Source organism: Streptomyces sp. NRRL B-3229, from assembly GCF_000719505.1.
GTDB classification, from domain to species: domain Bacteria; phylum Actinomycetota; class Actinomycetes; order Streptomycetales; family Streptomycetaceae; genus Streptomyces; species Streptomyces griseorubiginosus.
The window spans coordinates 58,309-77,787 of record NZ_JOGP01000013.1 but is presented as its reverse complement, the minus strand read 5'-3'; the positions used below and the strand labels follow the sequence as shown (position 1 = coordinate 77,787).

The window sequence follows — 19,479 nt, the reverse complement described above, 5'->3', positions numbered from 1 at the left end:
CCCTCAGCCCGCGAACGCGGCCTTGGCCTCGCCGAACAGCGCCTTGGCCGCGTCGGCCGGCTTGGTCTTGCCCTGGGCGACCTCGCCGCCGATGCGCAGGAACGCCGCCTCGACGACGTCGGCCCCGGACGGGTGCGGGGTGATCTTCCCGAGCACCCCGGCCTTGGCCACCTCGTCCTCGTAGGCCGCGACACCCTTGTTGCTGGGGTCGGTGGGCTTGAACGCGTCGTACTGCTCGGTGGTGGCGAGGATGCCTCGGTCGTAGCCCATGATCTTGCCGACCTCGGGGTCGTGGACCATGAAGGAGATGAACCGGGCGGCCTCCTCGGGGTGCTTGGTCCCGGCGAAGGCGCTGAGCATCAGCGAGCCGAGGTACTGGCCGGTCTGCTTGCCGTCCGTGGTGGGGATCGGCGCGAGGCCGTAGTCCGACGCCCCCTCGCCCTCGTACCGGATGGAGAAGTTGTCCCAGGTGAACTCGGAGGCGGCGAGACCGGCCGAGAGGCCCGACTTGGGCTGGACCTGCTCGATCTTCTTGGGGTCGGCGACCAGGCCGGACTTCACGCGCTTGTAGCCGTCCGCCCACCACTGCGTCAGATCGTCCTCGGTGAAGCCGAGATCCGTCTCGGTGAAGAAGGCCTTGCCGTTCTGACGCAGATACAGGTCGTAGAGGTACATGATGCCGAAATAGCCGGTGTCCCCGGCGATCTTCAGCTTGTCCTGGACGGTCTGGAGCGCGGCGAAGTACTCGTCCCAGGTCCAGCCGAACTTGGCCTCGACGCCCGCCTTCTTGAAGGCCTTGAGGTCGATGACGAGCGCCATGGTGTTGGCTCCGACAGGGACGCCGAGCTGCTTCCCGTCGACCTGACCGTTCGCCAGAACACCGTTGCGGAAGTTGTCCAGGCTCAGATTCCCGGCGTCCGCCTGCGTCTTGAGATCCAGCAGAACACCGCGCTTGTCGTACTTGCGCAGGAAACCGACAGCATTCTGGAAAACGTCCGGCGGATTCCCGCCGGACGCCTGCGTCTGGAACTTCTCCCAGAACGCCGCGTAATCAGTGAATTCAGGCTTGATCTTGATCTTCGGATACTTCTTCTCGAAGAGCGCGATGGACTTCTTGATGGCGATGGTGCGCGGCTCGCCACCCCACCACGCATAACGGAGTGTCACGGTCCCATCCCCGGAACTGCCGCTGTCGCCACCGCACCCGGTCGTCGCGGCCAGCCCCAGCGTCGCCGCCGTCGCCCCGGCAGCCTTCAAGATCGTTCGCCGCTCGACATTTCTGCTGGTTCCCACGGTCGGACCCCTCCCCGCAGCGTCGCCGCCTGCATGAATCGTTTCAAGTAAGCGCTTGCTGGCACAAGCTACGGAGGGCCCGGAGATGCGTCAATGATTCGGACAGGAATTTCTCAAGAGTCTGGTGAGAGGCCGGTGCGCCTCCAACCGCCTTGCGCGACGCCGAATCTGACGATGCCGCAGGTGAGGGACGCCGGATCGACCGGCCGAACAGGCCACACGCCCTCGTACGAGATCGGTGCGCGGCCGGAAAACGACGGGCGGCGGGGGCCGCTCGCCGCGGACCGTCTCACGCGGCGGAGCGGGCCTGCCCAGCCTCGGCGTCCGGCCGTGCACACGCCGACGGCCCGTCCGTACACGGCGACGGCCCGTCCGCGATCTCGCAGACGGGCCGTCGGTCCGGGTGGGCGATACTGGGTTCGAACCAGTGACCTCTTCGGTGTGAACGAAGCGCTCTCCCACTGAGCTAATCGCCCGGACGCAGGAAGAACATTACCCCATGTCACGGGGTGCCCTGTGTCATGTCCCGCGAGCTGACGCCGAGGTCCGGGCGCCCGGGTTCCCGCGGAGCTGTGCCCTGCCACAGCGAACGGGGACCGGCCGCGACGCAGCCACAGCTCACGGAGTCCGGCGCCTCGCCCCCTCCCCCGCGCGGCTCACTGGTCCTTGATGTTCCAGGGCATCTCGAAGCCGAACTTCCAGAGGTAGACCCCGAGGATCGCGGCGATGACCACCAGGCCGATCGAGGTCAGGATGATGTTGCGGCGGCGCACCCTGGGATCGAGGGCCCGCTGGGCCGCCTCGGTCACCTTCCGCTTGGTCCAGCGGAGCACGAGCTGCGCCCAGACGAACTCGGTCGCCCAGATCGCCATACCGGCGAAGATCACGACCCAGCCGGGTCCCGGCAGCGGCAGCATGATGATGCCGGCGACCACGACCGCGAGACCGATGACGAAGACCAGAACCTGCCAGCTCAGATGCAGCAGGCGCCTCGATTTGATGAACTCCGGCGCCTTGGAACCGAGCCCCTGTTCGGCCGGCGTCTCGTCCGGCTTCTGACCGATCTGCTCGTCAGGTGCCACGGCGACCTCGCGCGGCTCGTCACTCCCCGTATTCATACAGACAAACCCTACCGGAGAGAAACCGATCACCGGAATGGTCGTACCTCCCGAAGAGGCTCTCGGCCGGAAGAGTTACGTAAAGGCACGCAAAACACTCAGAGGGGTTTACAACGGCACCGTAGGTGGCATGTCGATTTCGCCGACGTGCGAATCCCCGAGCGCACACTGAGCGAAAGGCCCTGGCGCTTATGAACACCACGGTCAGCTGCGAGCTGCACCTGCGCCTCGTTGTGTCGAGCGAGTCCTCCCTGCCTGTCCCCGCAGGCCTGCGGTACGACACGGCCGACCCCTACGCCGTGCACGCCACCTTCCACACCGGAGCCGAGGAGACCGTCGAGTGGGTCTTCGCTCGCGACCTTCTCGCGGAGGGCCTCCACCGGCCCACCGGAACCGGCGACGTCCGAGTCTGGCCGTCGCGCAGTCACGGTCAGGGCGTCGTCTGCATCGCCCTGAGCTCCCCTGAGGGCGAGGCGTTGCTCGAGGCCCCGGCGCGGGCCCTGGAGTCCTTCCTGAAGCGGACGGACGCCGCCGTGCCCCCGGGCACCGAGCACCGCCATTTCGATCTGGATCAGGAGCTCTCGCACATCCTGGCGGAAAGCTAGGGGCGAGACCGCACAGAGCCGCCCGGCGCCGTCCACTCGGGGAGACGGCTCGGGCTCGCACAACCGAATAGAGAATGACAGGCGCCGTGGCTGCGGAGCGCTCCGCAGCCACGGCGCCTGTCGTGCGGCCCGCCACCGGGGCCCTGCGAGCCGTTACCATCGGCCAGCATCGGCGGGCGTCCGCCCGACCCCCAGGCCAGGGAGCGAATCGTGCTGATCACCCACGACACCCGGTGCGCCCTCGACACCGTGGTCGATCTGGTGAACACCGCACCGGAGGACGAAGCGGCGCCGGACGCGCTGCCCGATGTCGCGGCACTGGAAGATTTCGTACGAAACCACGACATCAGTGATGTCGGGGTGCTCTCGGAGTTCGACCTGTCGGCGGTGCGCAAGATCCGCGGACGGTTCGCCTCCGTCTTCGCCGCCCCGGACGCCCGGGCCGCCGCGAACCTCATCAACGACCTCGTCGCCGCCGCGGGCACCACGCCGCGACTCACCGACCACGACGGTTACGACTGGCACGTGCACTACTTCGCCCCCGGCGCCTCGGTCGCCGATCACCTGGCGGCCGACTGCGGGATGGCCCTGGCGTTCTTCGTGGTCGCGGGCGAACAGGAACGGCTGCGGCGCTGCGAGGCCCCGGACTGCCGGCGCGCCTTCGTCGATCTGTCCCGCAACCGGTCACGGCGCTACTGCGACAGCCGGACCTGCGGAAACCGTCTGCATGTGGCCGCGTACCGGGCGCGACGCAAGGAGGCCGCGGGCTGACCCGGCCACAGCACGCGACGTGATCCCCGGCGGGTGGCGCCGGGGACCACGGGTACGGCTCAGAGCAGCAGCAGGTCGTGCAGCGCAGCCATGAGCAGCAGACACCCGATCACCGCAAGGAAGATCATCAGCGGTGGCTGGGAAAGGGCGAAAAGGCATCCACGCGGCTCATCCTGAGGCGGCGCGGCGTCGCTCTGTGTCGTGTCCAGCATCTCGCCGCGATGATGACGCAGCCGACACCCCCGACGCGATCAACACGCCCGGAATGGGCGGGAGTTCGCCGAATTCCGTGATGTCCGTTTCGGTTCGTGATCACTTGCGGGCGGGCCTGGATCCCCCTGCGAACGTTTCCGTCCGTCCTGCGGAGGTCATATGCCGTGCTTCTTGAGGATGGCCTCGATGTCGCTGAAGTCGTCCGTGGGCCGCTCGGCGGCCCGCGGCTTGTTCGCGGGACGCGCGGCCGGCGTACGGGCGGCGGGGCCGAGCGAGGGCGCCGACGCGGTGGGGGCCACCGCCTCCTGGGAGCGGGCACCCCGGGCCGCCCTGCGCTCCTTGCGGGTGCCGCCCCTGCGGCGCTCCACCGCGCGCGTGGCCGAGAAGAGCACCCACGACAGACCGAGCACGCCGAAGCCCGCCCACGCGGTCGGGCTGAACGCGGTGTCCGCGAGCCAGTCGACCACCCCGGTCATCACCAGGCCGAGCGGGACGAGGGAGTAGGCGGCGATGCGGGTGGCCGCGAGGAAGCGCTTGCGGTACGCGGTGACCGCCGCGATGCCCAGGCCGGCCGCGGCGACTGCGGAACAGACGGTCTCGGCAATCATCCGGTCCTCCAGGCGGGGTTCGGCAGTCTGTGTGCCACTTCGTCACTGTCCATCCTGCACCTCCCGGCCCCCGCCTAGCCATCCTCCGGCAGGACATCAGGGACATCTCCGGGTCGCCTCCTCCCAGGGTGCCGGTCCGGGTCGTACCGAGGAGGCAGACGGATCCGGAGGAGTCCGGTGGCCTGGCGCGGGGGCGTGACCGGGGCGCCCCGGGGCGGGAGTGGTCCCGGCGGCGATTCAGGGCGGGAGCGTGACCGGGGGCGATTCGGGGCGGGAGCGTGACCGGGGGCGATTCGGGGCGGTCGGGCGGAGCTGGGAGACTGGGGGCATGAGCGACCTCTCCCCCGCCGCCCCCGTGCTCGACGTGTGGTGCGAGTTGCAGTGCCCCGACTGCCGCAGCGCCCTGGACGACCTGCGCGCCCTGCGGGCCCGTTACGGCGACCGTCTGGAACTGCGGCTGCGGCACTTCCCGCTGGAGAAGCACAAGCACTCCTTCGCGGCCGCGCAGGCCGCCGAGGAGGCGCTGGACCAGGGCAAGGGCTGGGAGTACGCGGAGGCCGTGCTCGGGCGGGTCGAGGAGCTGGACCGTCGGGGAGAACCCTTCCTGGTCGAGATCGCCCGTGAACTGGGTCTGGACGCCGAGGAGTTCGACACCGCGCTGATCGACGGCCGGCACATCCTGATCGTGGACGCCGACCAGGCCGAGGGCAAGGCGATCGGCGTGACCGGCACCCCGACGTACGTCATCGGCGGCGAGCGTCTCGACGGCGGCAAGAGCCAGGACGGGCTGCGCGAGCGGATCGAGGAGATCGCCGACCGGCTGCTCGCCGGGCAGGGCTGAGTCCGCCTCGGCGCAGGCTCTCCTGGTCAGACAAGGCTCTTGTACATCGAGTAGCCGACCGTCTCGTATCCGAGGGACTCGTACAGCCGCTCGGCCGGTGTGTTCCCCGCGAAGACGTTCAGACCGAGGAGGCGCCGCCCGGAGGCGATCGCCTGGCCCTCGGCCAGCAGCATCAGGGAACGGCCGTGTCCGCGGCCGCGGAAGGGCTCCTCGGCCTCGACGTCGTAGACGAACGCCTTCTCGCCGATGAACTCCACCCACAGGAACCCGACCCGGACGCCGTCGTGCTCCAGGATGCTGTACAGGGCCTCGTCGGTCGCCAGGCCGCGCGTGACGAGCTGGTGGTGGTCCTTGCGCGACCTCGCCATCGCCTCGGCCTCGGGCACCCCGCGCTCGCTCCAGTCCCGGGCGTACTCCTTGATGCCGCGCTCCGCCCACGGGCCGAACTCGGCCTGCGTCATGGGCCTGCTGCGGCTGCCTGCGGGCAGTTCGGGCGCGGTGGGGCCGAGCCGTTTCTCCATGCCGCGATTGCGGTGGACGTACCCGAGCGCGGTGGCGAGCCGCAGCGCGGGAGCGGCGTCGGCCGGAACCCTGATCTCCAGCTGCCCGCAGCCCCAGCCCCGTGCCACCTCCTCGGCGGCGAGCGCGGCGACCGCGCCCCGGCCGCGTCCGCGGTCCGGTTCCTCGATCCGCAGGTCCTTGATCTGGGCGACGGTCCGCCCGAAGGAAGGGTGGGTCGCGAGATGTATCGCTCCGACGGGACGGCTGTTCACGCACACCGTGTAGTGGCGGGACAGCGCCCCGTCGGCACCGCGCTGAAGCGGCTCGGTCGGCCGCAGGGTGGTGGTCATCAAGGGAGTTCTACCCGCTGGCGGGCGCCGGGGCAGCCCAATATCGCGACCCTTTAGGGCCTCTTACGGGCAGGGGCTCTTACGGGTACGGGCCTGTCACGGCCCTCGGTCGCCGCCTGCGTCGGCTACCGCCGGCCGCTCAGGGATCGAGGTCGTCCCCGGCCCGCTCGTCGAAGATCCGCATGGCCTTCGCGGTCACCGGCCCCGGCGCGTCCGGCAGTTCGCGCGCGTCCACGCGGTGCACGGCCTGGACGTCCCGCAGCGTCGAGGTGAGGAAGACCTCGTCGGCCCGCTCCAGGACGTCCAGCGGCAGGTCGGTCTCCCTGGCCCCGGTCCATTCGACGGTCAACGCGCGCGTGATGCCCGCGAGACAGCCGGAGGCGAGCGGCGGGGTGTGGATCTCGCCGTCGAGCACCACGAACACGTTCGACCCGGTGCCCTCGCACAACTGCCCGACGGTGTTGGCGAACAGCGCCTCGGAGGCACCGGCGGCACGCGCGCGTGCAAGCGCCACCACGTTCTCGGCGTACGAGGTGGTCTTGAGGCCGGTGAGGGCGCCCCGCTCGTTGCGGGTCCACGGGACGGTGATCACGGCCGTGGAGTCGGGCCGCGGGGCGGACTCGCCGAGCGCGACCACGAGGGTCGGCCCGTGCTCCCCCCGGTCGGAGCCGAGCGGACCGTGGCCGCCGGTGTAGGTGATGCGCAGCCGGCCCAGCGGCATCGGATTGGCCTCGAGCACGGCGGCGCAGGCGCGGCGGACCTCGTCGTGGTCGGGATCGGGCAGCCCGAGACCGCGAGCCGACAGGGTCAGCCGGTCGAGATGCCGGGTGAGCGCGAAGAGCCGGCCGTCCACCGCCTTCACGGTCTCGAAGATGCCGTCGCCCACGGTCAGCCCGTGGTCGAAGACCGAGACGCGGGCGGTCTCGATGTCCTGAAGCCCGCCGTCGAGCCAGATCTTCACGTCAGGGTCCCTCCACTCGCCTCGTACGCCCCCGACGCTACCGCGAGCAGCCGGGCCGCCTTCAGCTCGGTCTCCCGCCACTCCCCCTCGGGGTCGGAGCCCCAGGTGATCCCGGCACCGGTCCCGAAGCGCAGCGCCCCGTCGGCGCGGTCGATCCAGAAGGTCCGTATGCCGACGGCCAGCTCCGCGGTGCCCCGGTCGGCGTCGACCCACCCGATCCCCCCGCAGTACGGCCCCCGGGGCGCGGTCTCCAGGGCGTCGATGATCCGCAGCGCACTGGACTTGGGCGCGCCGGTGACCGAGCCGGGGGGAAAGGCGGCGTCGAGCAGCTCGGCCCAGCCGGCTCCCTCGCGCAGCTCGCCCCGCACGGTCGACACGAGATGGACAAGCCCCGGATGCTTCTCGACGGCACACAGGTCGGGAACGGTGACGCTGCCGGTGGCGCACACCCGTCCCAGGTCGTTGCGGACCAGGTCCACGATCATCACGTTCTCGGCGTAGTCCTTGGCCAGCAGGTCGTCCTCGGTCCGCCCGGTCCCCTTGATCGGCCCCGACTCCACGACCCGCCCGGCCCGGCGCAGGAACAGCTCGGGGGACGCGGTGGCGATCTCCACCCCGTGCCCGGGCAACCGAATCGTTCCTGCATACGGCGCCGGGTTGCCCCGGGCGAGCAGCGCGGTCAGCGCGTCCACGTCGGCGCCGGGCGCGAGCGGCGCGCTCAGGACACGGCAGAGGTTGGCCTGGTAGACCTCGCCGGTCGCGATGTGCGCGCGAATCCGCCGTACACCTTCCCTGTACGCGGCGCTGTCGAGGGACGACGTCCAGTCACCGGCGGCCGGCCCCCGCCATGCCCCGGGCACCGGAGCGGGGACCGGTTCGCGGCGTACGTCGGCGAAACGGGCGCAGGTCAGACCGCCCTCGAAATCGGCGGCGACGGCCCAGAAACCGGCGGAGTCCAGCGCCGCGGGGTCGCTGGTGACATCGAGGAGGCCGGTGGCGACGCGGTCGCCGAAGCGGGCGAGAGGAGCGAGGTCGAGCACGTGGACGAGTCTATGGCGCGTGTCCCGCAGGTGACCTGGCCATGTCGTTCAGGGCGCCCTGACCACGCACGTCGACATGCGCACCGCAGCACGCTGCGCAAACGCGTTTTTGTACTGGCCCCGGAATCCGCTAGAGTTCAACACGTCGCCGAGCCGCGCAAGCGGATCGGAAGGACAGGCGAACGTAGCTCAGTTGGTAGAGCGCAACCTTGCCAAGGTTGAGGTCGCGAGTTCGAACCTCGTCGTTCGCTCGGAAGAGCAAGGGGATCATCCCGACCCCCAACACTCCTGGTGGAGTGGCCGAGAGGCGAGGCAACGGCCTGCAAAGCCGTCTACACGGGTTCAAATCCCGTCTCCACCTCCACGGACGATTAGCTCAGCGGGAGAGCGCTTCCCTGACACGGAAGAGGTCACTGGTTCAATCCCAGTATCGTCCACTGGATCTTCGAGCAGTCCGTCGAAGGTCTGACCCGCGCGATTAGCTCAGCGGGAGAGCGCTTCCCTGACACGGAAGAGGTCACTGGTTCAATCCCAGTATCGCGCACGCAGCAGACACGATCTCGATCGTGGTTCCCGCGCGATTAGCTCAGCGGGAGAGCGCTTCCCTGACACGGAAGAGGTCACTGGTTCAATCCCAGTATCGCGCACACACCGAAGCCCCCGGCCCTGCGGCCGGGGGCTTCTTCGTCTCTCTGTCAGCCGGTCCTGGTCAGCTGGAGAACAGCATGTGGCCGAAGCCGCGGTTGCGGTGGTGGCCGCCGTGATGACCGCCGTGGCCGCCGTAGTGGCCGCCGCCGTGCTGCGGGGCACCCCAGGCCGGTGCGCCGGGCTGGGCCGGGTACTGCGGAGCGGCCGGTGGCGGCGGAACGGCGGGGCCGCCGCCCCACTGCCCCTCCAGGCGGGTCAGCGCCTCCAGCTCGCCGTAGTCGAGAAAGATCCCGCGGCAGCCGCTGCACTGCTCGATCTGGACACCGTTGCGGTTGTAGGTGTGCATCGGTGCGTGACACTTCGGACACTGCATCGTCGGCTCAACTCCTCGCCCGTTGGTCCTGCTTGGCATTTCCCCAGGACAGACTCCGTCCAGCCCTGGTCGGTTGCACCTTACTTCGCGAAACGGTCAGCCAACTCCGGCGGGACCGAACTCATTCGGTCACAGGCGTCCACGACGGCCCGCTCCACGTCGTCCAGCGGCCGGCCGGCGTCGATCGCCTTGGCGACGGCCCGCGCCGCGGTCTGCACGGTGAGGGCGCGGGCGGGCACGTCCAGGGCGGGCCAGGGGTCGCCGTCGGCCGGAACGGCCGGTCCGCCGGCCGCGCGGTAGGCGGCGAGGAAGAGGTCCCAGTCCTCGGGGGACAGCAGGCCGCAGGCGTACCAGGCGGCGGGACGGGCGAGGTCCCAGGCGGGCTCCCCCACGCCCAGATCGTCGACGTCGATGAGACACCAGGGGCCGTCCGGGGCGGGGTGCCGCACGAGTTGCCCGAGGTGCAGGTCACCGTGGCAGAGGGTCGTGGTGTCCCGCATGGGGCTCTCTCCCCGCGCCCAGGACGGCAGCGCGGACCAGGCTCGGAGAACGGGGGCGAGGGCGGGGTGGTGGTTCTGCCGGGCGGCGCCGAGCAGCCGGGCGACGGCGAGGGCGGCCTTGGCCGGACCCCGCATGGCGGGCAGGCCGGGTGGGGCGGGGGTGCGGTGGAGCCGGGCGAGGAGGGTGGCGGCGGGTTCCCAGGGGGCGGCGTCGGGGTCCTCCGGGTCCACGGGTTCGCCGTACGGCCAGAACGTGACGAGCCGCCCGTGCAGGTCGACGTGCGTCGCCCGGAGCGGGGGCAGGAGGATGCCGGGGAGGTGGGCGGCCGCGGTGAGGCGGTGCGCGAGGTCGGCGGCGACCGTGTCGGGAGCGTGAGCCTTCGCGACGGTGCGGGCGTGCCGGACGACGGTGGCGTCGGGGCGGTCGGCGAGGGTGGCTGCTCCGCAGGGGCAGGTGGCGGGGCCCCCCGAGTGAGCCTCGGCTCTGACTCTGAGGGTGAGCTCGGTGAGGAGGGGGTGTTGCGTCACGTGGCTTCCTGGACGGTGGGGTTTGCGCCTCAGTATGTGCCGGTCCGCTGCGCTGGCCTTGGGCCGGGCGCCTGTGAGGGTGCCGGGTTCGGTTGTTCGGCGGGTGCGGGTGAGTGGGGCCTGGTCGCGCAGTTCCCCGCGCCCCTGGGGGGTTGCAGTCCACCTGCGCCACAAAGGGAACCTCAGCCGCGGGCGCCCGCCCCCACCGAAGCCGCGCAGGCCGCCGCAGGCATTTCAGGGGCGCGGGGAACTGCGCAGAACGCCCGCCCCCACCACGCCGCAGACAAAACCGGCTCGACCGCCGGAGGCAAAAGCAATGCCGGCGCAGCTCCCCAGCTGCGCCGGCATTTTGCCGTCCGCCGCACCCCCGTCCCCACGGGGTTTCATGGGTGGATGTCCCCGCCCGGACCGCTCTTCCGGGCCTGGGGTCGCCGCTCAGCGCCCCAGCATCACTCCCACGGACGACGCCTGTGTGGCCACTGTCTCCCAGCCGTCGAAGACGACGAGGAGCAGGACCGCCAGCGGGAGGGCCATGAGCGTCGCCACCAGTGGGTGACGGCGGCCCGTACGGCGGGGCTGACGTGTGCGGGACAGTGTCCGCGGTGCCGTAAGAGCCATGGTCCCTCTCCTGACCGTTCTGTTGTCGTTGGCAGCGGCGGGTGTCTGACCTCGGGGGACGAGTGCTGCACCCGCCGCTTGACCTCAAATCTAGGCGTCTCGGCCCTGCGGCACGTCATGCCTTCGTACCGATTGCCGGGCCTCCCCGAGGATGAGCCGTCACCGCTGACGTACTCCCATGGGTGGAGACGAGGACCTAGGACTCCGGGTCTTCCCGGAGGGGTCGCCCGGTCTGTGCCGCTTTCTCCGAGCCGTCCTCGCGCGGCACCGGCTGCTCGACCAGCGCCAGCACCCTCGTCGCCATGAAACGGGCCGTCCGGACCACCGAGCCGTTGCGAGTGACTTCGCTCACTTCCACCACGCCTCGTCGTACCGCCGTCTCCACCCGGCGGCCCGCCCTGCTCGCCACCACCTCATAGGTACGTGTCGTGTCCCCTGCGTCCACGACTATCTCCACGCGATCGCCCTTCACGCGTTCAATCCCCCTTCTTGGACGGGTGGTTGGGATCACATCCGAACCGAAGTCCGCCCGCCCTCCGGCTCCCTGACCACCTCTCAATTCTCCCACCCGGCACTGACAATCCATCGGGACGAGAGGGCGCGGCCTCTGCGCGCGGCGGCCCGTCACTACGTAAGCTGTCGCTCGTCACACGGACCGGGCAGCGGGGATGAACATGGCGATGATGCGCCTGAGGCGCGAGGACCCGCGCGTCGTCGGCTCGTTCAGGCTTCACAGACGGCTCGGCGCGGGCGGGATGGGTGTCGTCTACCTGGGCTCCGACCGCAAGGGGCAGCGGGTCGCGTTGAAGGTCATCCGGCCGGATCTGGCCGAGGACCAGGAGTTCCGGTCGCGGTTCGCGCGCGAGGTCTCGGCCGCCCGGCGGATCCGCGGCGGCTGCACGGCCCGGCTCGTCGCGGCCGACCTGGAGGCGGACCGTCCCTGGTTCGCCACCCAGTACGTCCCCGGGCCCTCCCTGCACGACAAGGTCGTGGACGAGGGTGCGCTGGGCGCCGCCGAGGTCGCCGCGATCGGGGCCGCCCTCTCCGAGGGGCTCGTCGCCGTGCACGAGGCGGGGGTGGTGCACCGCGACCTCAAGCCGTCGAACATCCTGCTGTCCCCCAAGGGCCCGCGGATCATCGACTTCGGTATCGCCTGGGCCACCGGGGCCTCCACCCTCACCCACGTCGGGACCGCCGTCGGCTCGCCCGGCTTCCTCGCGCCGGAGCAGGTGCGCGGCGCCGCGGTGACGCCGGCCACGGACGTCTTCTCCCTCGGCGCGACCCTGGCGTACGCGTCGATGGGTGACTCGCCCTTCGGGCACGGCAGTTCCGAGGTGATGCTGTACCGCGTGGTGCACGAGGAGGCGCAGCTGCACGGTGTGCCCGACGCGCTCGCCCCGCTCATCCGCGCCTGTCTGGCGAAGGATCCCGAGGAGCGGCCGAGCACGCTCCAACTGTCGCTGCGGCTCAAGGAGATCGCGGCCCGCGAGGCGCAGGGTCTGCCCGATCTGCGCCCGCCCGCGCCGCGTGCCGCCGAGGCGGACCGGCCCACCGGGCGGATCGCCGACAGCTACCCGGACCGGCCCGCGCAGCGCCGCCCACAGGGGCAGCCGGGGACGCAGGGGACTCAGGGAAGTCGTGGCGACAGCCCGTCGCGCGGTTCCGGCCCGGCTCGCGGCGGCACTCCGCCGCGCGGTGGCGTCCCGTCCCGGGGCGGCAGCGGGCCCGTCCGCGGCAACGGCACGCCCGCGCCGCGTTCCGGTGCGGCCCGGCCCACTCCGTCCGGGCGGAACACGACCCGTTCCGGCAGCGGCAGCCGTTCCGCCCCCCGCAGTGGCACCGGGCGTCCCGCGCCGCGGAACACCGGTACCGGACGTCGGCCCGCCAACCCCCGGCTGCTGCGCCAGCGGTTGTTCGTCTTCGTCGTCGTCACCCTGTTCGTGGCGCTCGGCATCGCGGCGGCGCAGGGATGCGAGGGGCCGTCCCGTGGCCTCGGCGGCGACGGGAGTGTCGTACGGGAGCAGCGGCAGGGGCAGGTGCACGCAGCGCCACCGGGGGCGGAGCAGGACCCGGAGCCGGCGGCCGACGGCGGGACGGACTGACCCGGAGGCACGGCCCCGTGGCCCTTGGTCAGGCCTGCGGACGTCCCGTGGCCACCGCGTAGAAGGCTACGGCCGCCGCCGCGCCCACGTTGAGGGAGTCGACTCCGTGGGCCATCGGGATGCGGACCCATTCGTCGGCGGCGACCAGGGCCTGGGTGGTGAGGCCGTCGCCCTCGGCGCCGAGCATCAAGGCGACCCGGTCCATCTTGTGCGGGGCGGCCTCGTCGAGGGTCCTGGCCTTGGCGTCCGGGGTGAGGGCGAGGAGGGTGAAGCCGGCCTCGCGGACCGAGTCCAGGCCCTTGGGCCAGGTGTCGAGGCGGGCGTAGGGCACGGAGAAGACCGCGCCCATGGAGACCTTGACGCTACGGCGGTACAGCGGGTCGGCGCAGTCCGGCGAGAGCAGGACCGCGTCCATGCCGAGGGCCGCCGCCGAGCGGAAGATCGCACCGATGTTGGTGTGGTCGTTGACGGACTCCATGACCACCACGCGACGGGCGGTCTGGAGCAGTTCGGCCCCCGTGGGCAGGGGTTTGCGCTGCATGGAGGCGAGCGCGCCGCGGTGGACGTGGTAGCCGGTGACCTGTTCGGCGAGTTCGGGGCTCACGGCGTAGACGGGGGCGGGGAGTTCGTCGATGACGTCCCGCATGACGTCGACCCACTTGGCGGAGAGCAGCATGGAGCGCATCTCGTAGCCCGCGTCCTTGGCCCGGCGGATGACCTTCTCGCCCTCGGCGATGAACAGGCCCTCGGCGGGTTCGCGTTTGCGGCGCAGTTCCACGTCGGTCAGGCCCGTGTAGTCGTGGAGGCGCGGGTCGTCGGGGTCCTCGACGGTGATGAGATCGGCCACAGGGTGATACTGCCTTGTCCTGGGAGCGGTGCCAACGGCTGGGAACGAGTTGTGTTACCCCGGGTTACGCCAACGGCTTCGGCCCTACGGCGACGACCTCGCCCACCACGATGACGGCCGGAGGCTTCACGTCCTCGGCGACGACCACCTCGGCGACCGTCGCCAGCGTCGCGTCGACCCGGCGCTGGGCGGCCGTCGTGCCCTCCTGGACCAGCGCGACCGGGGTATGGGGCGACTTGCCGTGGGCCATCAGGGTCTCGGCGATACGGCCTATCTTGTCGACGCCCATCAGGATCACCAGGGTGCCGGTGAGCCGGGCGAGCGCGGGCCAGTCGATCAGGGAGCGTGCGTCGTCGGGGGCGACATGGCCACTGACCACGGTGAACTCGTGGGCGACTCCGCGGTGGGTGACCGGGATGCCGGCCGCGCCGGGGACCGAGATCGAGCTGGAGATGCCGGGCACGACGGTGCAGGGGATGCCGGCGTCGGCGAGGGCGTGCAGCTCCTCCATGCCCCGGCCGAAGACATAGGGGTCGCCGCCCTTGAGGCGTACGACCGACTTGCCCTGCTTGGCGTGCTCGATCAGGGCGTTGTTGATGGCCTCCTGGGCCATGAAACGGCCGTAGGGGATCTTCGCCGCGTCGATCACCTCGACGTGCGGGGGGAGTTCGGCGAGGAGGTCCCGGGGGCCGAGGCGGTCGGCGATCACGACGTCGGCCTCGGCGAGCAGGCGGCGGCCGCGGACCGTGATGAGGTCCGGGTCGCCAGGGCCGCCGCCGACGAGGGCGACGCCGGGGGTGCGGGTGCGGTAGTGGGGGGCGACCAGGGTGCCGTCGCGCAGGCCCTCGACCACGGCGTCCCGGACGGCCGCGGTGTGACGTGGGTCGCGGCCCTTGGCGTTCGTGGTGAGCACGGCGACCGTGACGCCCTCGCTGTGGCCGGTCGCCGGGGTCCAGGCGGTGGCGGCGTCGGCGTCGTCGGCGCGGACGCACCAGACGCGGTGCCGCTCCCCTTCGGCGGAGGCACGGATGTTCGCCTCGGGGTCGCTGGTGGCGATCAGGGCGTACCAGGCGTCCTCCAGGTCGCCCTCCCGGTACGGCCGCCGTTCCCAAGTGATCTCGCCCGTGTCCGCCATCGCCTCCACGGAGGGGGTCGCCGCCGGGGACACGAGGAGGACCTTCGCGCCGGCCGCGATCAGGGCCGGGAGGCGGCGCTGGGCCACCTGGCCGCCGCCGAGGACGACGACCTTGCGGCCGGTGAGGCGGAGGCCTACGGGGTAGGCGGGGTGTTCGGCCATGAGGTGCGGCTCCTCGTCCTGGCAAGGCGATGGGTGCTACGGCGCTGGAGCAGCCCTGACGTGCAGATTTTAAGAGTCGGGTTCAGCGTACGGCCGGGGTGGGGTGCACGCAGGGACGCGTACCCCACCCCGGTTCCGGAGCTACTTCTCGGTGACCCCCGCCGAGTCGAACGTCGCCACCTCGTGCATGGCGCGGGCCGTGCTCTGGACGAGCGGCAGGGCCAGGAGCGCGCCCGTGCCCTCGCCCAGGCGCAGGTCGAGGTCGACCAGGGGGCGCAGGCCGAGCTTGTTCAGCGCGGCGACATGGCCGGGTTCCGCGCTGCGGTGGCCCGCGATGCAGGCGGCGAGGACCTCCGGGGCGATGGCGCGGGCCACCAGGGCGGCGGCGCCGGCGCTGACGCCGTCGAGGATGACCGGGGTGCGCAGCGAGGCACCGCCGAGCAGCAGGCCGACCATCGCGGCGTGCTCGAAGCCGCCGATGGCCGCGAGGACGCCGATCGGGTCGGCGGGGTCCGGCTGGTGGACCTCGATCGCGCGCCGCACGACCTCGGTCTTGCGGGCCAGCGTCTCGTCGTTGATGCCGGTGCCGCGGCCGGTGACCTCGGCGGGGTCGGTGCCGGTGAAGACGGAGATCAGGGCGGCGGACGCGGTGGTGTTCGCGATGCCCATCTCCCCCGTGAGCAGGGCCTTGTTGCCGGCGGCGACCAGGTCGCGGGCCGTCTCGATGCCGACCTCGATGGCCTGCTTGGCCTCCTCGCGGGTCATCGCGGGACCGGTGGTCATGTCGGACGTGCCGGCCCGGATCTTGCGCGGCAACAGACCGGGCGTGGCCGGGAGTTCGGCCGCGACACCGACGTCCACGACACAGACCTCCGCGCCCACCTGGCCGGCGAAGGCGTTGCAGACCGCGCCGCCGCCGAGGAAGTTGGCGACCATCTGGGCCGTCACCTCCTGCGGCCAGGGGGTGACGCCCTGGGCGTGCACACCGTGGTCGCCGGCGAAGATCGCGACGGCCGCGGGCTCCGGGATCGGCGGCGGGCACTGGCGCGAAAGCCCGGACAGCTGGGCGGAGATGATCTCCAGCATGCCGAGCGCGCCGGCCGGCTTGGTCATGCGCTTCTGCCGCTCCCAGGCCTCGCCGAGCGCCTTGGCGTCCAGCGGGCGGATCTGCGCGACGGTCTCGCCGAGCAGGTCGTGCGGCTCCTCGCCGGGCAGGGCGCGGCGGCCGTACGTCTCCTCGTGCACGACCCAGGACAACGGGCGGCGCTTGGACCAGCCGGCCTGCATCAGCTCGGGCTCGTCCGGGAACTCGTCGACGTACCCGACGCACAGGTACGCGATGACCTCCAGGTGCTCGGGCAGGCCGAGGGCGCGGACCATCTCGCGCTCGTCGAAGAAGCTGACCCAGCCGACCCCGAGGCCCTCGGCGCGGGCGGCGAGCCAGAGGTTCTCGACGGCGAGCGCCGCGGAGTACGGGGCCATCTGCGGCTGGGTGTGCCGGCCGAGGGTGTGGCGGCCGCCGCGGGTGGGGTCGGCAGTGACGACGATGTTCACCGGGGTGTCGAGGATGGCCTCGATCTTCAGTTCCTTGAACTGCTTGGCCCGGCCCTTGGGCAGCGACCTGGCGTACGCGTCGCGCTGGCGCTGGGCCAGTTCGTGCATCGCGCCGCGCGTCTCGGCGGAGCGGATGACGACGAAGTCCCAGGGCTGCGAGTGGCCCACGGAGGGCGCGGTGTGGGCGGCCTCCAGGACGCGGAGCAGCACCTCGTGCGGGATCGGGTCGCTTCGGAAGCCGTTGCGGATGTCCCGGCGCTCCCGCATCACCTTGAGCACGGCCTCGCGCTCGGCGTCGTCGTAGGCGGGCGCGGCGGGGCCCGTGGACCGGCGTGCTTCTGCCACGGGGGCCGTGCTCACTTCCGGTGCTTCCTGGTCTTCCTGGTCGGCCGCCCTGGTGTCCAGGTCGTCCGCCTGCTGTACGAGTCCGGCGTCGCCGTCCGCCTCCCGCGGGGCCGGGACCGCGGCCTGGTCCTCGGGGAGCCTCAGGGGGTGGGGCGGGGTCGGCGCGAGGTGCGGAGTGGTGGGCACCGAACCGTCCACCGCCACGAACTCGCCGAGGGGCTGGCCCGGGTGGGGCTCCATGGGCACCGCGCTGGGCAGGACCCCGGGGGCCTCTGCGCTGCCGGGCACCGCGAACTGACCCTGCGCGTCGGCGACATCGGCCAGGAGCGGCCGGGGAGCGGGCTGCGGGCCCTGCGGAGCGCTGTCCGGGACCACGGTCGGCTCCGGAGCGGCGTAGTGGCTTGCGTGAGCGGGCTCGGGAAGCGGCTCGGGAAGCGGCTCCGCGAAGGACGGATCCTTGGCGGGAGGAACGACCTCGACCGGTGCCGCGGGGGCCGTCGGCTGAGCGGTGGGCTCGGTCTCCGTCGGGTCCGGGAGGGGTACGGCCTCGGAGGTGGCCGGGGTGGTCGCGGGTGCCGTGTCTTCCGCGTACTCGGCGTACTCGGCGTCCTCGGCAGCGAGCGGGGATTCCGGCGCGGCCGTTTCCGGCGCGGTTGCTTCGGGTGCCGTGAGGGCTTCCTCGGCGAGAGGGGCGGGCTCGGGGGCGGTCACGGGCTCCTCGGGAGCGTCGGCTTCCAGGGCCTGGGGCGCTTCCGGGGCCGCTTCCTGGACGGCGTCCGCTTCCGGGGCCGCTTCCTGGAGGGCGTCCGCTTCCGGGGTCACGGTGACTTCGTGGGCGACCTCGGCGACCGGAGGGACAGCCGTCTCCTCCACAACAACCGTTTCTGGAACGACGGCTTCCGTGACAGCGTCGGCTTCCTCGGTGGCGCCGACCTCTTCCTGCACCTCGGCAGCCTCCGCGGCAACGGCGACGGCAGTCTCCGGCAGGGCGTCGGCCTCCGGGGCAGCGTCGGCCTCCGGGGCAGCGTCGGCCTCCGGGGCAGCGTCGGCCTCCGGGGCAGCGTCGGCCTCCGGGGCAGCGTCGGCCTCCGGTGCGGCATCCTGCGGGGCCGCCTCCGGCTCCGCCGCCGTGGTCTCGCCGTCCACCGCGACGGACGGGGGCTCGGGTGCGGGTTCGGCGACCTCGCCCACCTGCGCACCCTCGACCACCGGCTCGGCACCCGGGACCTGCTCCTGCTCCTGCGTGGGCACGAGTCCTTCGACCGCGGCCGGGTCGGTACCGGGGACGTCCTGATCCGCGGGCACCTGCCCGGCGTCAGCGGCATCACCCTCCACCGCCGGAACCGCCTCGGGCAGATCGCCGTCACCCGGCAGCTGCCCCGGGGCCGGCTCCTCGGCGACGGCCGGAGCCGCCTCGGCGCTCACGGCCTGCTCCCCGTCCGGGCCGAGGTCGGCCACCGCGCCCGTCTCCGCGCCCGGCAGCGGCTCGGGGGCCGCCTCGTGCACGGCCTCCGGGACGGCGACGGGAGCCTGCTCCTGCGGCGCATATCCGACGGAACCCGCCTCGGACGCCAGCCGGGCCACGGCCGCCTGCGCCGCGCCCACCGGCTCCGCAACAGGAGCGGGCGCCGGAATAACCGTTTCGGCAGCCGGGGCCACCGCGCTCACCGGCGTCTGGACGGCGGTCGGCGCGCCCCACGGGACCGCGCCCTGCGGCTGCGGGGCGTCGAAGTACTCGGGACCGGCCGTGACCGGCTGCCGTACGGGCGCGCCCGCGGGGCCGCGGTCGGCGAGGGAACGGACCGGACTCGCGGAGGAGTCGGGGATCGGCGGGCCGAGGTGCAGCGGCCGACGGGGGGTGATGGGCGGGATCGGCACCGTGGGCGCCTGGAGCTGGGGGCTGCGGACGGCGCTGAGGTCGTGCGCCCCGCTGTCGCGGCCGGCCATCTCGTGCGGTCCCGGTTCGTGGAGGGTCTCGACGACCGGCTCCGGCGCGGGCGGGGCGACCTCGTTGCCCCAGGGGCTCTGGGCGCCCGGCAGCAGCAACAGGTCTTCGTCCTCGGCGGGAGTCTCGGAGAGGTAGGTGTACGCACCCGGGACGCCCGGCTGTTCCACCATGCCTGCGTTCTCCGGCAGTCCCTCGCCCGGAACCTGGCCGGTGTCGGTCATGCGTACCCCTCGCCCATCGGTTAGTGCTTCTACGACCAGCTCACCGGGGACGGCGCACCGACCGCCCCCGCAGTGAAGAACGAGCGTGCGTGCCCAGCGGCACGAACGGCCCGCCGAGAAAGACGACAAAGCCATTAACTGGCATTGTCCCGGCCGTTCCCCCGTCGCGACAGCTTGATCCGCGACGACCCGCTGTG

At 72.0% G+C, this 19,479-nt stretch carries 18 protein-coding genes and 6 tRNA genes; 9 read left to right on the top strand and 15 right to left on the bottom strand.

The genetic code is table 11. The features are described from left to right. Positions 1 to 3: 3 nt before the first annotated feature. From IF54_RS0122330 to IF54_RS0122320, 3 genes are all read right to left on the bottom strand, one after another. On the bottom strand, positions 4 to 1,293 hold the full coding sequence (locus tag IF54_RS0122330) for an extracellular solute-binding protein (protein WP_030321413.1): 1,290 nt from the start codon (positions 1,291 to 1,293) through the stop codon (positions 4 to 6). A gap of 404 nt (positions 1,294 to 1,697) precedes the next feature. Then, positions 1,698 to 1,769 (bottom strand) — tRNA-Val (locus IF54_RS0122325). Between the two features lie 180 nt (positions 1,770 to 1,949). Continuing rightward, positions 1,950 to 2,411 (bottom strand): TIGR02611 family protein, encoded by a 462-nt coding sequence (locus IF54_RS0122320; protein ID WP_030321412.1) that lies wholly within the window; start codon positions 2,409 to 2,411, stop codon positions 1,950 to 1,952. A 191-nt stretch (positions 2,412 to 2,602) separates the two neighbouring features. Between IF54_RS0122320 and IF54_RS0122315 the strand changes: the two genes are divergently transcribed. Then, complete coding sequence (locus IF54_RS0122315; protein ID WP_004002642.1) at positions 2,603 to 3,016, top strand: SsgA family sporulation/cell division regulator; 414 nt, start codon at positions 2,603 to 2,605, stop codon at positions 3,014 to 3,016. 210 nt (positions 3,017 to 3,226) lie between these two features. Beyond that, positions 3,227 to 3,787 carry a CGNR zinc finger domain-containing protein gene (locus IF54_RS0122310; RefSeq protein WP_030321411.1) on the top strand — a complete coding sequence of 187 codons (561 nt, stop codon included), beginning with the start codon at positions 3,227 to 3,229 and terminating at the stop codon, positions 3,785 to 3,787. 59 nt (positions 3,788 to 3,846) lie between these two features. Here the strand turns inward: IF54_RS0122310 and IF54_RS43045 are convergent, their stop codons facing one another. Continuing rightward, complete coding sequence (locus IF54_RS43045; RefSeq protein ID WP_020138043.1) at positions 3,847 to 3,999, bottom strand: hypothetical protein; 153 nt, start codon at positions 3,997 to 3,999, stop codon at positions 3,847 to 3,849. A gap of 156 nt (positions 4,000 to 4,155) precedes the next feature. Then, on the bottom strand, positions 4,156 to 4,608 hold the full coding sequence (locus IF54_RS0122300; protein ID WP_030321409.1) for a hypothetical protein: 453 nt from the start codon (positions 4,606 to 4,608) through the stop codon (positions 4,156 to 4,158). Between the two features lie 328 nt (positions 4,609 to 4,936). Between IF54_RS0122300 and IF54_RS0122295 the strand changes: the two genes are divergently transcribed. Then, entirely contained in the window at positions 4,937 to 5,449 is a 513-nt protein-coding gene (locus IF54_RS0122295) for a DsbA family protein (RefSeq protein WP_030321406.1), read from the top strand. 26 nt (positions 5,450 to 5,475) lie between these two features. On the opposite strand, the gene IF54_RS0122290 is transcribed toward IF54_RS0122295, so the two are convergent. From IF54_RS0122290 to IF54_RS0122280, 3 genes are all read right to left on the bottom strand, one after another. Continuing rightward, on the bottom strand, positions 5,476 to 6,303 hold the full coding sequence (locus tag IF54_RS0122290; protein ID WP_037820394.1) for a GNAT family N-acetyltransferase: 828 nt from the start codon (positions 6,301 to 6,303) through the stop codon (positions 5,476 to 5,478). Between the two features lie 136 nt (positions 6,304 to 6,439). Next, positions 6,440 to 7,261, bottom strand: a complete 822-nt coding sequence (locus IF54_RS0122285) for an aminotransferase class IV (RefSeq protein ID WP_030321401.1) — start codon at positions 7,259 to 7,261, stop codon at positions 6,440 to 6,442. Next, positions 7,258 to 8,301, bottom strand: a complete 1,044-nt coding sequence (locus IF54_RS0122280; RefSeq protein ID WP_030321398.1) for a chorismate-binding protein — start codon at positions 8,299 to 8,301, stop codon at positions 7,258 to 7,260. The genes IF54_RS0122285 and IF54_RS0122280 overlap by 4 nt, the downstream gene beginning before the upstream one ends. A gap of 178 nt (positions 8,302 to 8,479) precedes the next feature. Between IF54_RS0122280 and IF54_RS0122275 the strand changes: the two genes are divergently transcribed. From IF54_RS0122275 to IF54_RS0122255, 5 genes are all read left to right on the top strand, one after another. Then, positions 8,480 to 8,552: transfer RNA gene (locus tag IF54_RS0122275), tRNA-Gly, on the top strand. 39 nt (positions 8,553 to 8,591) lie between these two features. Continuing rightward, positions 8,592 to 8,665: transfer RNA gene (locus IF54_RS0122270), tRNA-Cys, on the top strand. Position 8,666: 1 nt separating this feature from the next. Then, positions 8,667 to 8,738: transfer RNA gene (locus tag IF54_RS0122265), tRNA-Val, on the top strand. A gap of 35 nt (positions 8,739 to 8,773) precedes the next feature. Further along, positions 8,774 to 8,845: transfer RNA gene (locus IF54_RS0122260), tRNA-Val, on the top strand. Positions 8,846 to 8,876: 31 nt separating this feature from the next. Further along, positions 8,877 to 8,948, top strand: a tRNA-Val gene (locus tag IF54_RS0122255). 62 nt (positions 8,949 to 9,010) lie between these two features. Here the strand turns inward: IF54_RS0122255 and IF54_RS0122250 are convergent. The 4 genes from IF54_RS0122250 to IF54_RS0122235 all read right to left on the bottom strand — a co-directional run bounded on the left by IF54_RS0122250 (position 9,011) and on the right by IF54_RS0122235 (position 11,440). After that, entirely contained in the window at positions 9,011 to 9,322 is a 312-nt protein-coding gene (locus IF54_RS0122250) for a zf-TFIIB domain-containing protein (RefSeq protein ID WP_037899326.1), read from the bottom strand. Between the two features lie 80 nt (positions 9,323 to 9,402). Further along, on the bottom strand, positions 9,403 to 10,350 hold the full coding sequence (locus IF54_RS0122245) for a phosphotransferase family protein (RefSeq protein WP_030321395.1): 948 nt from the start codon (positions 10,348 to 10,350) through the stop codon (positions 9,403 to 9,405). A gap of 435 nt (positions 10,351 to 10,785) precedes the next feature. Next, entirely contained in the window at positions 10,786 to 10,968 is a 183-nt protein-coding gene (locus IF54_RS0122240) for a hypothetical protein (RefSeq protein ID WP_028809711.1), read from the bottom strand. 196 nt (positions 10,969 to 11,164) lie between these two features. Beyond that, complete coding sequence (locus tag IF54_RS0122235; RefSeq protein ID WP_030321392.1) at positions 11,165 to 11,440, bottom strand: hypothetical protein; 276 nt, start codon at positions 11,438 to 11,440, stop codon at positions 11,165 to 11,167. A gap of 196 nt (positions 11,441 to 11,636) precedes the next feature. Between IF54_RS0122235 and IF54_RS0122230 the strand changes: the two genes are divergently transcribed. Further along, a complete protein-coding gene (locus tag IF54_RS0122230; protein ID WP_030321390.1) occupies positions 11,637 to 13,070 on the top strand; it encodes a serine/threonine-protein kinase in 1,434 nt (477 codons plus the stop codon). A gap of 28 nt (positions 13,071 to 13,098) precedes the next feature. Here IF54_RS0122230 and IF54_RS0122225 read toward each other — a convergent pair whose 3' ends face one another. The 3 genes from IF54_RS0122225 to cobT form a co-directional block, all read right to left on the bottom strand. Beyond that, positions 13,099 to 13,917: a TrmH family RNA methyltransferase gene (locus IF54_RS0122225; protein ID WP_030321388.1), complete on the bottom strand. Its 819-nt coding sequence runs from the start codon at positions 13,915 to 13,917 to the stop codon at positions 13,099 to 13,101. Between the two features lie 64 nt (positions 13,918 to 13,981). Continuing rightward, the gene (gene cobA / locus IF54_RS0122220; RefSeq protein WP_030321385.1) at positions 13,982 to 15,214 is read right to left on the bottom strand and encodes a uroporphyrinogen-III C-methyltransferase; all 1,233 of its coding nucleotides are present in this window, start codon (positions 15,212 to 15,214) and stop codon (positions 13,982 to 13,984) included. A 141-nt stretch (positions 15,215 to 15,355) separates the two neighbouring features. Further along, positions 15,356 to 19,282, bottom strand: a complete 3,927-nt coding sequence (cobT, locus tag IF54_RS0122215) for a nicotinate-nucleotide--dimethylbenzimidazole phosphoribosyltransferase (RefSeq protein ID WP_030321383.1) — start codon at positions 19,280 to 19,282, stop codon at positions 15,356 to 15,358. Positions 19,283 to 19,479: the final 197 nt, after the last annotated feature.

Bases quoted from the DNA above. Each gene is read 5' to 3' on its own strand.
- IF54_RS0122300 (WP_030321409.1), bottom strand. From the start codon at position 4,608: ATGATTGCCGAGACCGTCTGTTCCGCAGTCGCCGCGGCCGGCCTGGGC.
- IF54_RS0122315 (WP_004002642.1), top strand. From the start codon at position 2,603: ATGAACACCACGGTCAGCTGCGAGCTGCACCTGCGCCTCGTTGTGTCG.
- cobA (WP_030321385.1), bottom strand. From the start codon at position 15,214: ATGGCCGAACACCCCGCCTACCCCGTAGGCCTCCGCCTCACCGGCCGC.
- cobT (WP_030321383.1), bottom strand. From the start codon at position 19,282: ATGACCGACACCGGCCAGGTTCCGGGCGAGGGACTGCCGGAGAACGCA.
- IF54_RS0122295 (WP_030321406.1), top strand. From the start codon at position 4,937: ATGAGCGACCTCTCCCCCGCCGCCCCCGTGCTCGACGTGTGGTGCGAG.
- IF54_RS0122250 (WP_037899326.1), bottom strand. From the start codon at position 9,322: ATGCAGTGTCCGAAGTGTCACGCACCGATGCACACCTACAACCGCAAC.
- IF54_RS0122230 (WP_030321390.1), top strand. From the start codon at position 11,637: ATGAACATGGCGATGATGCGCCTGAGGCGCGAGGACCCGCGCGTCGTC.
- IF54_RS0122320 (WP_030321412.1), bottom strand. From the start codon at position 2,411: ATGAATACGGGGAGTGACGAGCCGCGCGAGGTCGCCGTGGCACCTGAC.
- IF54_RS43045 (WP_020138043.1), bottom strand. From the start codon at position 3,999: ATGCTGGACACGACACAGAGCGACGCCGCGCCGCCTCAGGATGAGCCG.
- IF54_RS0122240 (WP_028809711.1), bottom strand. From the start codon at position 10,968: ATGGCTCTTACGGCACCGCGGACACTGTCCCGCACACGTCAGCCCCGC.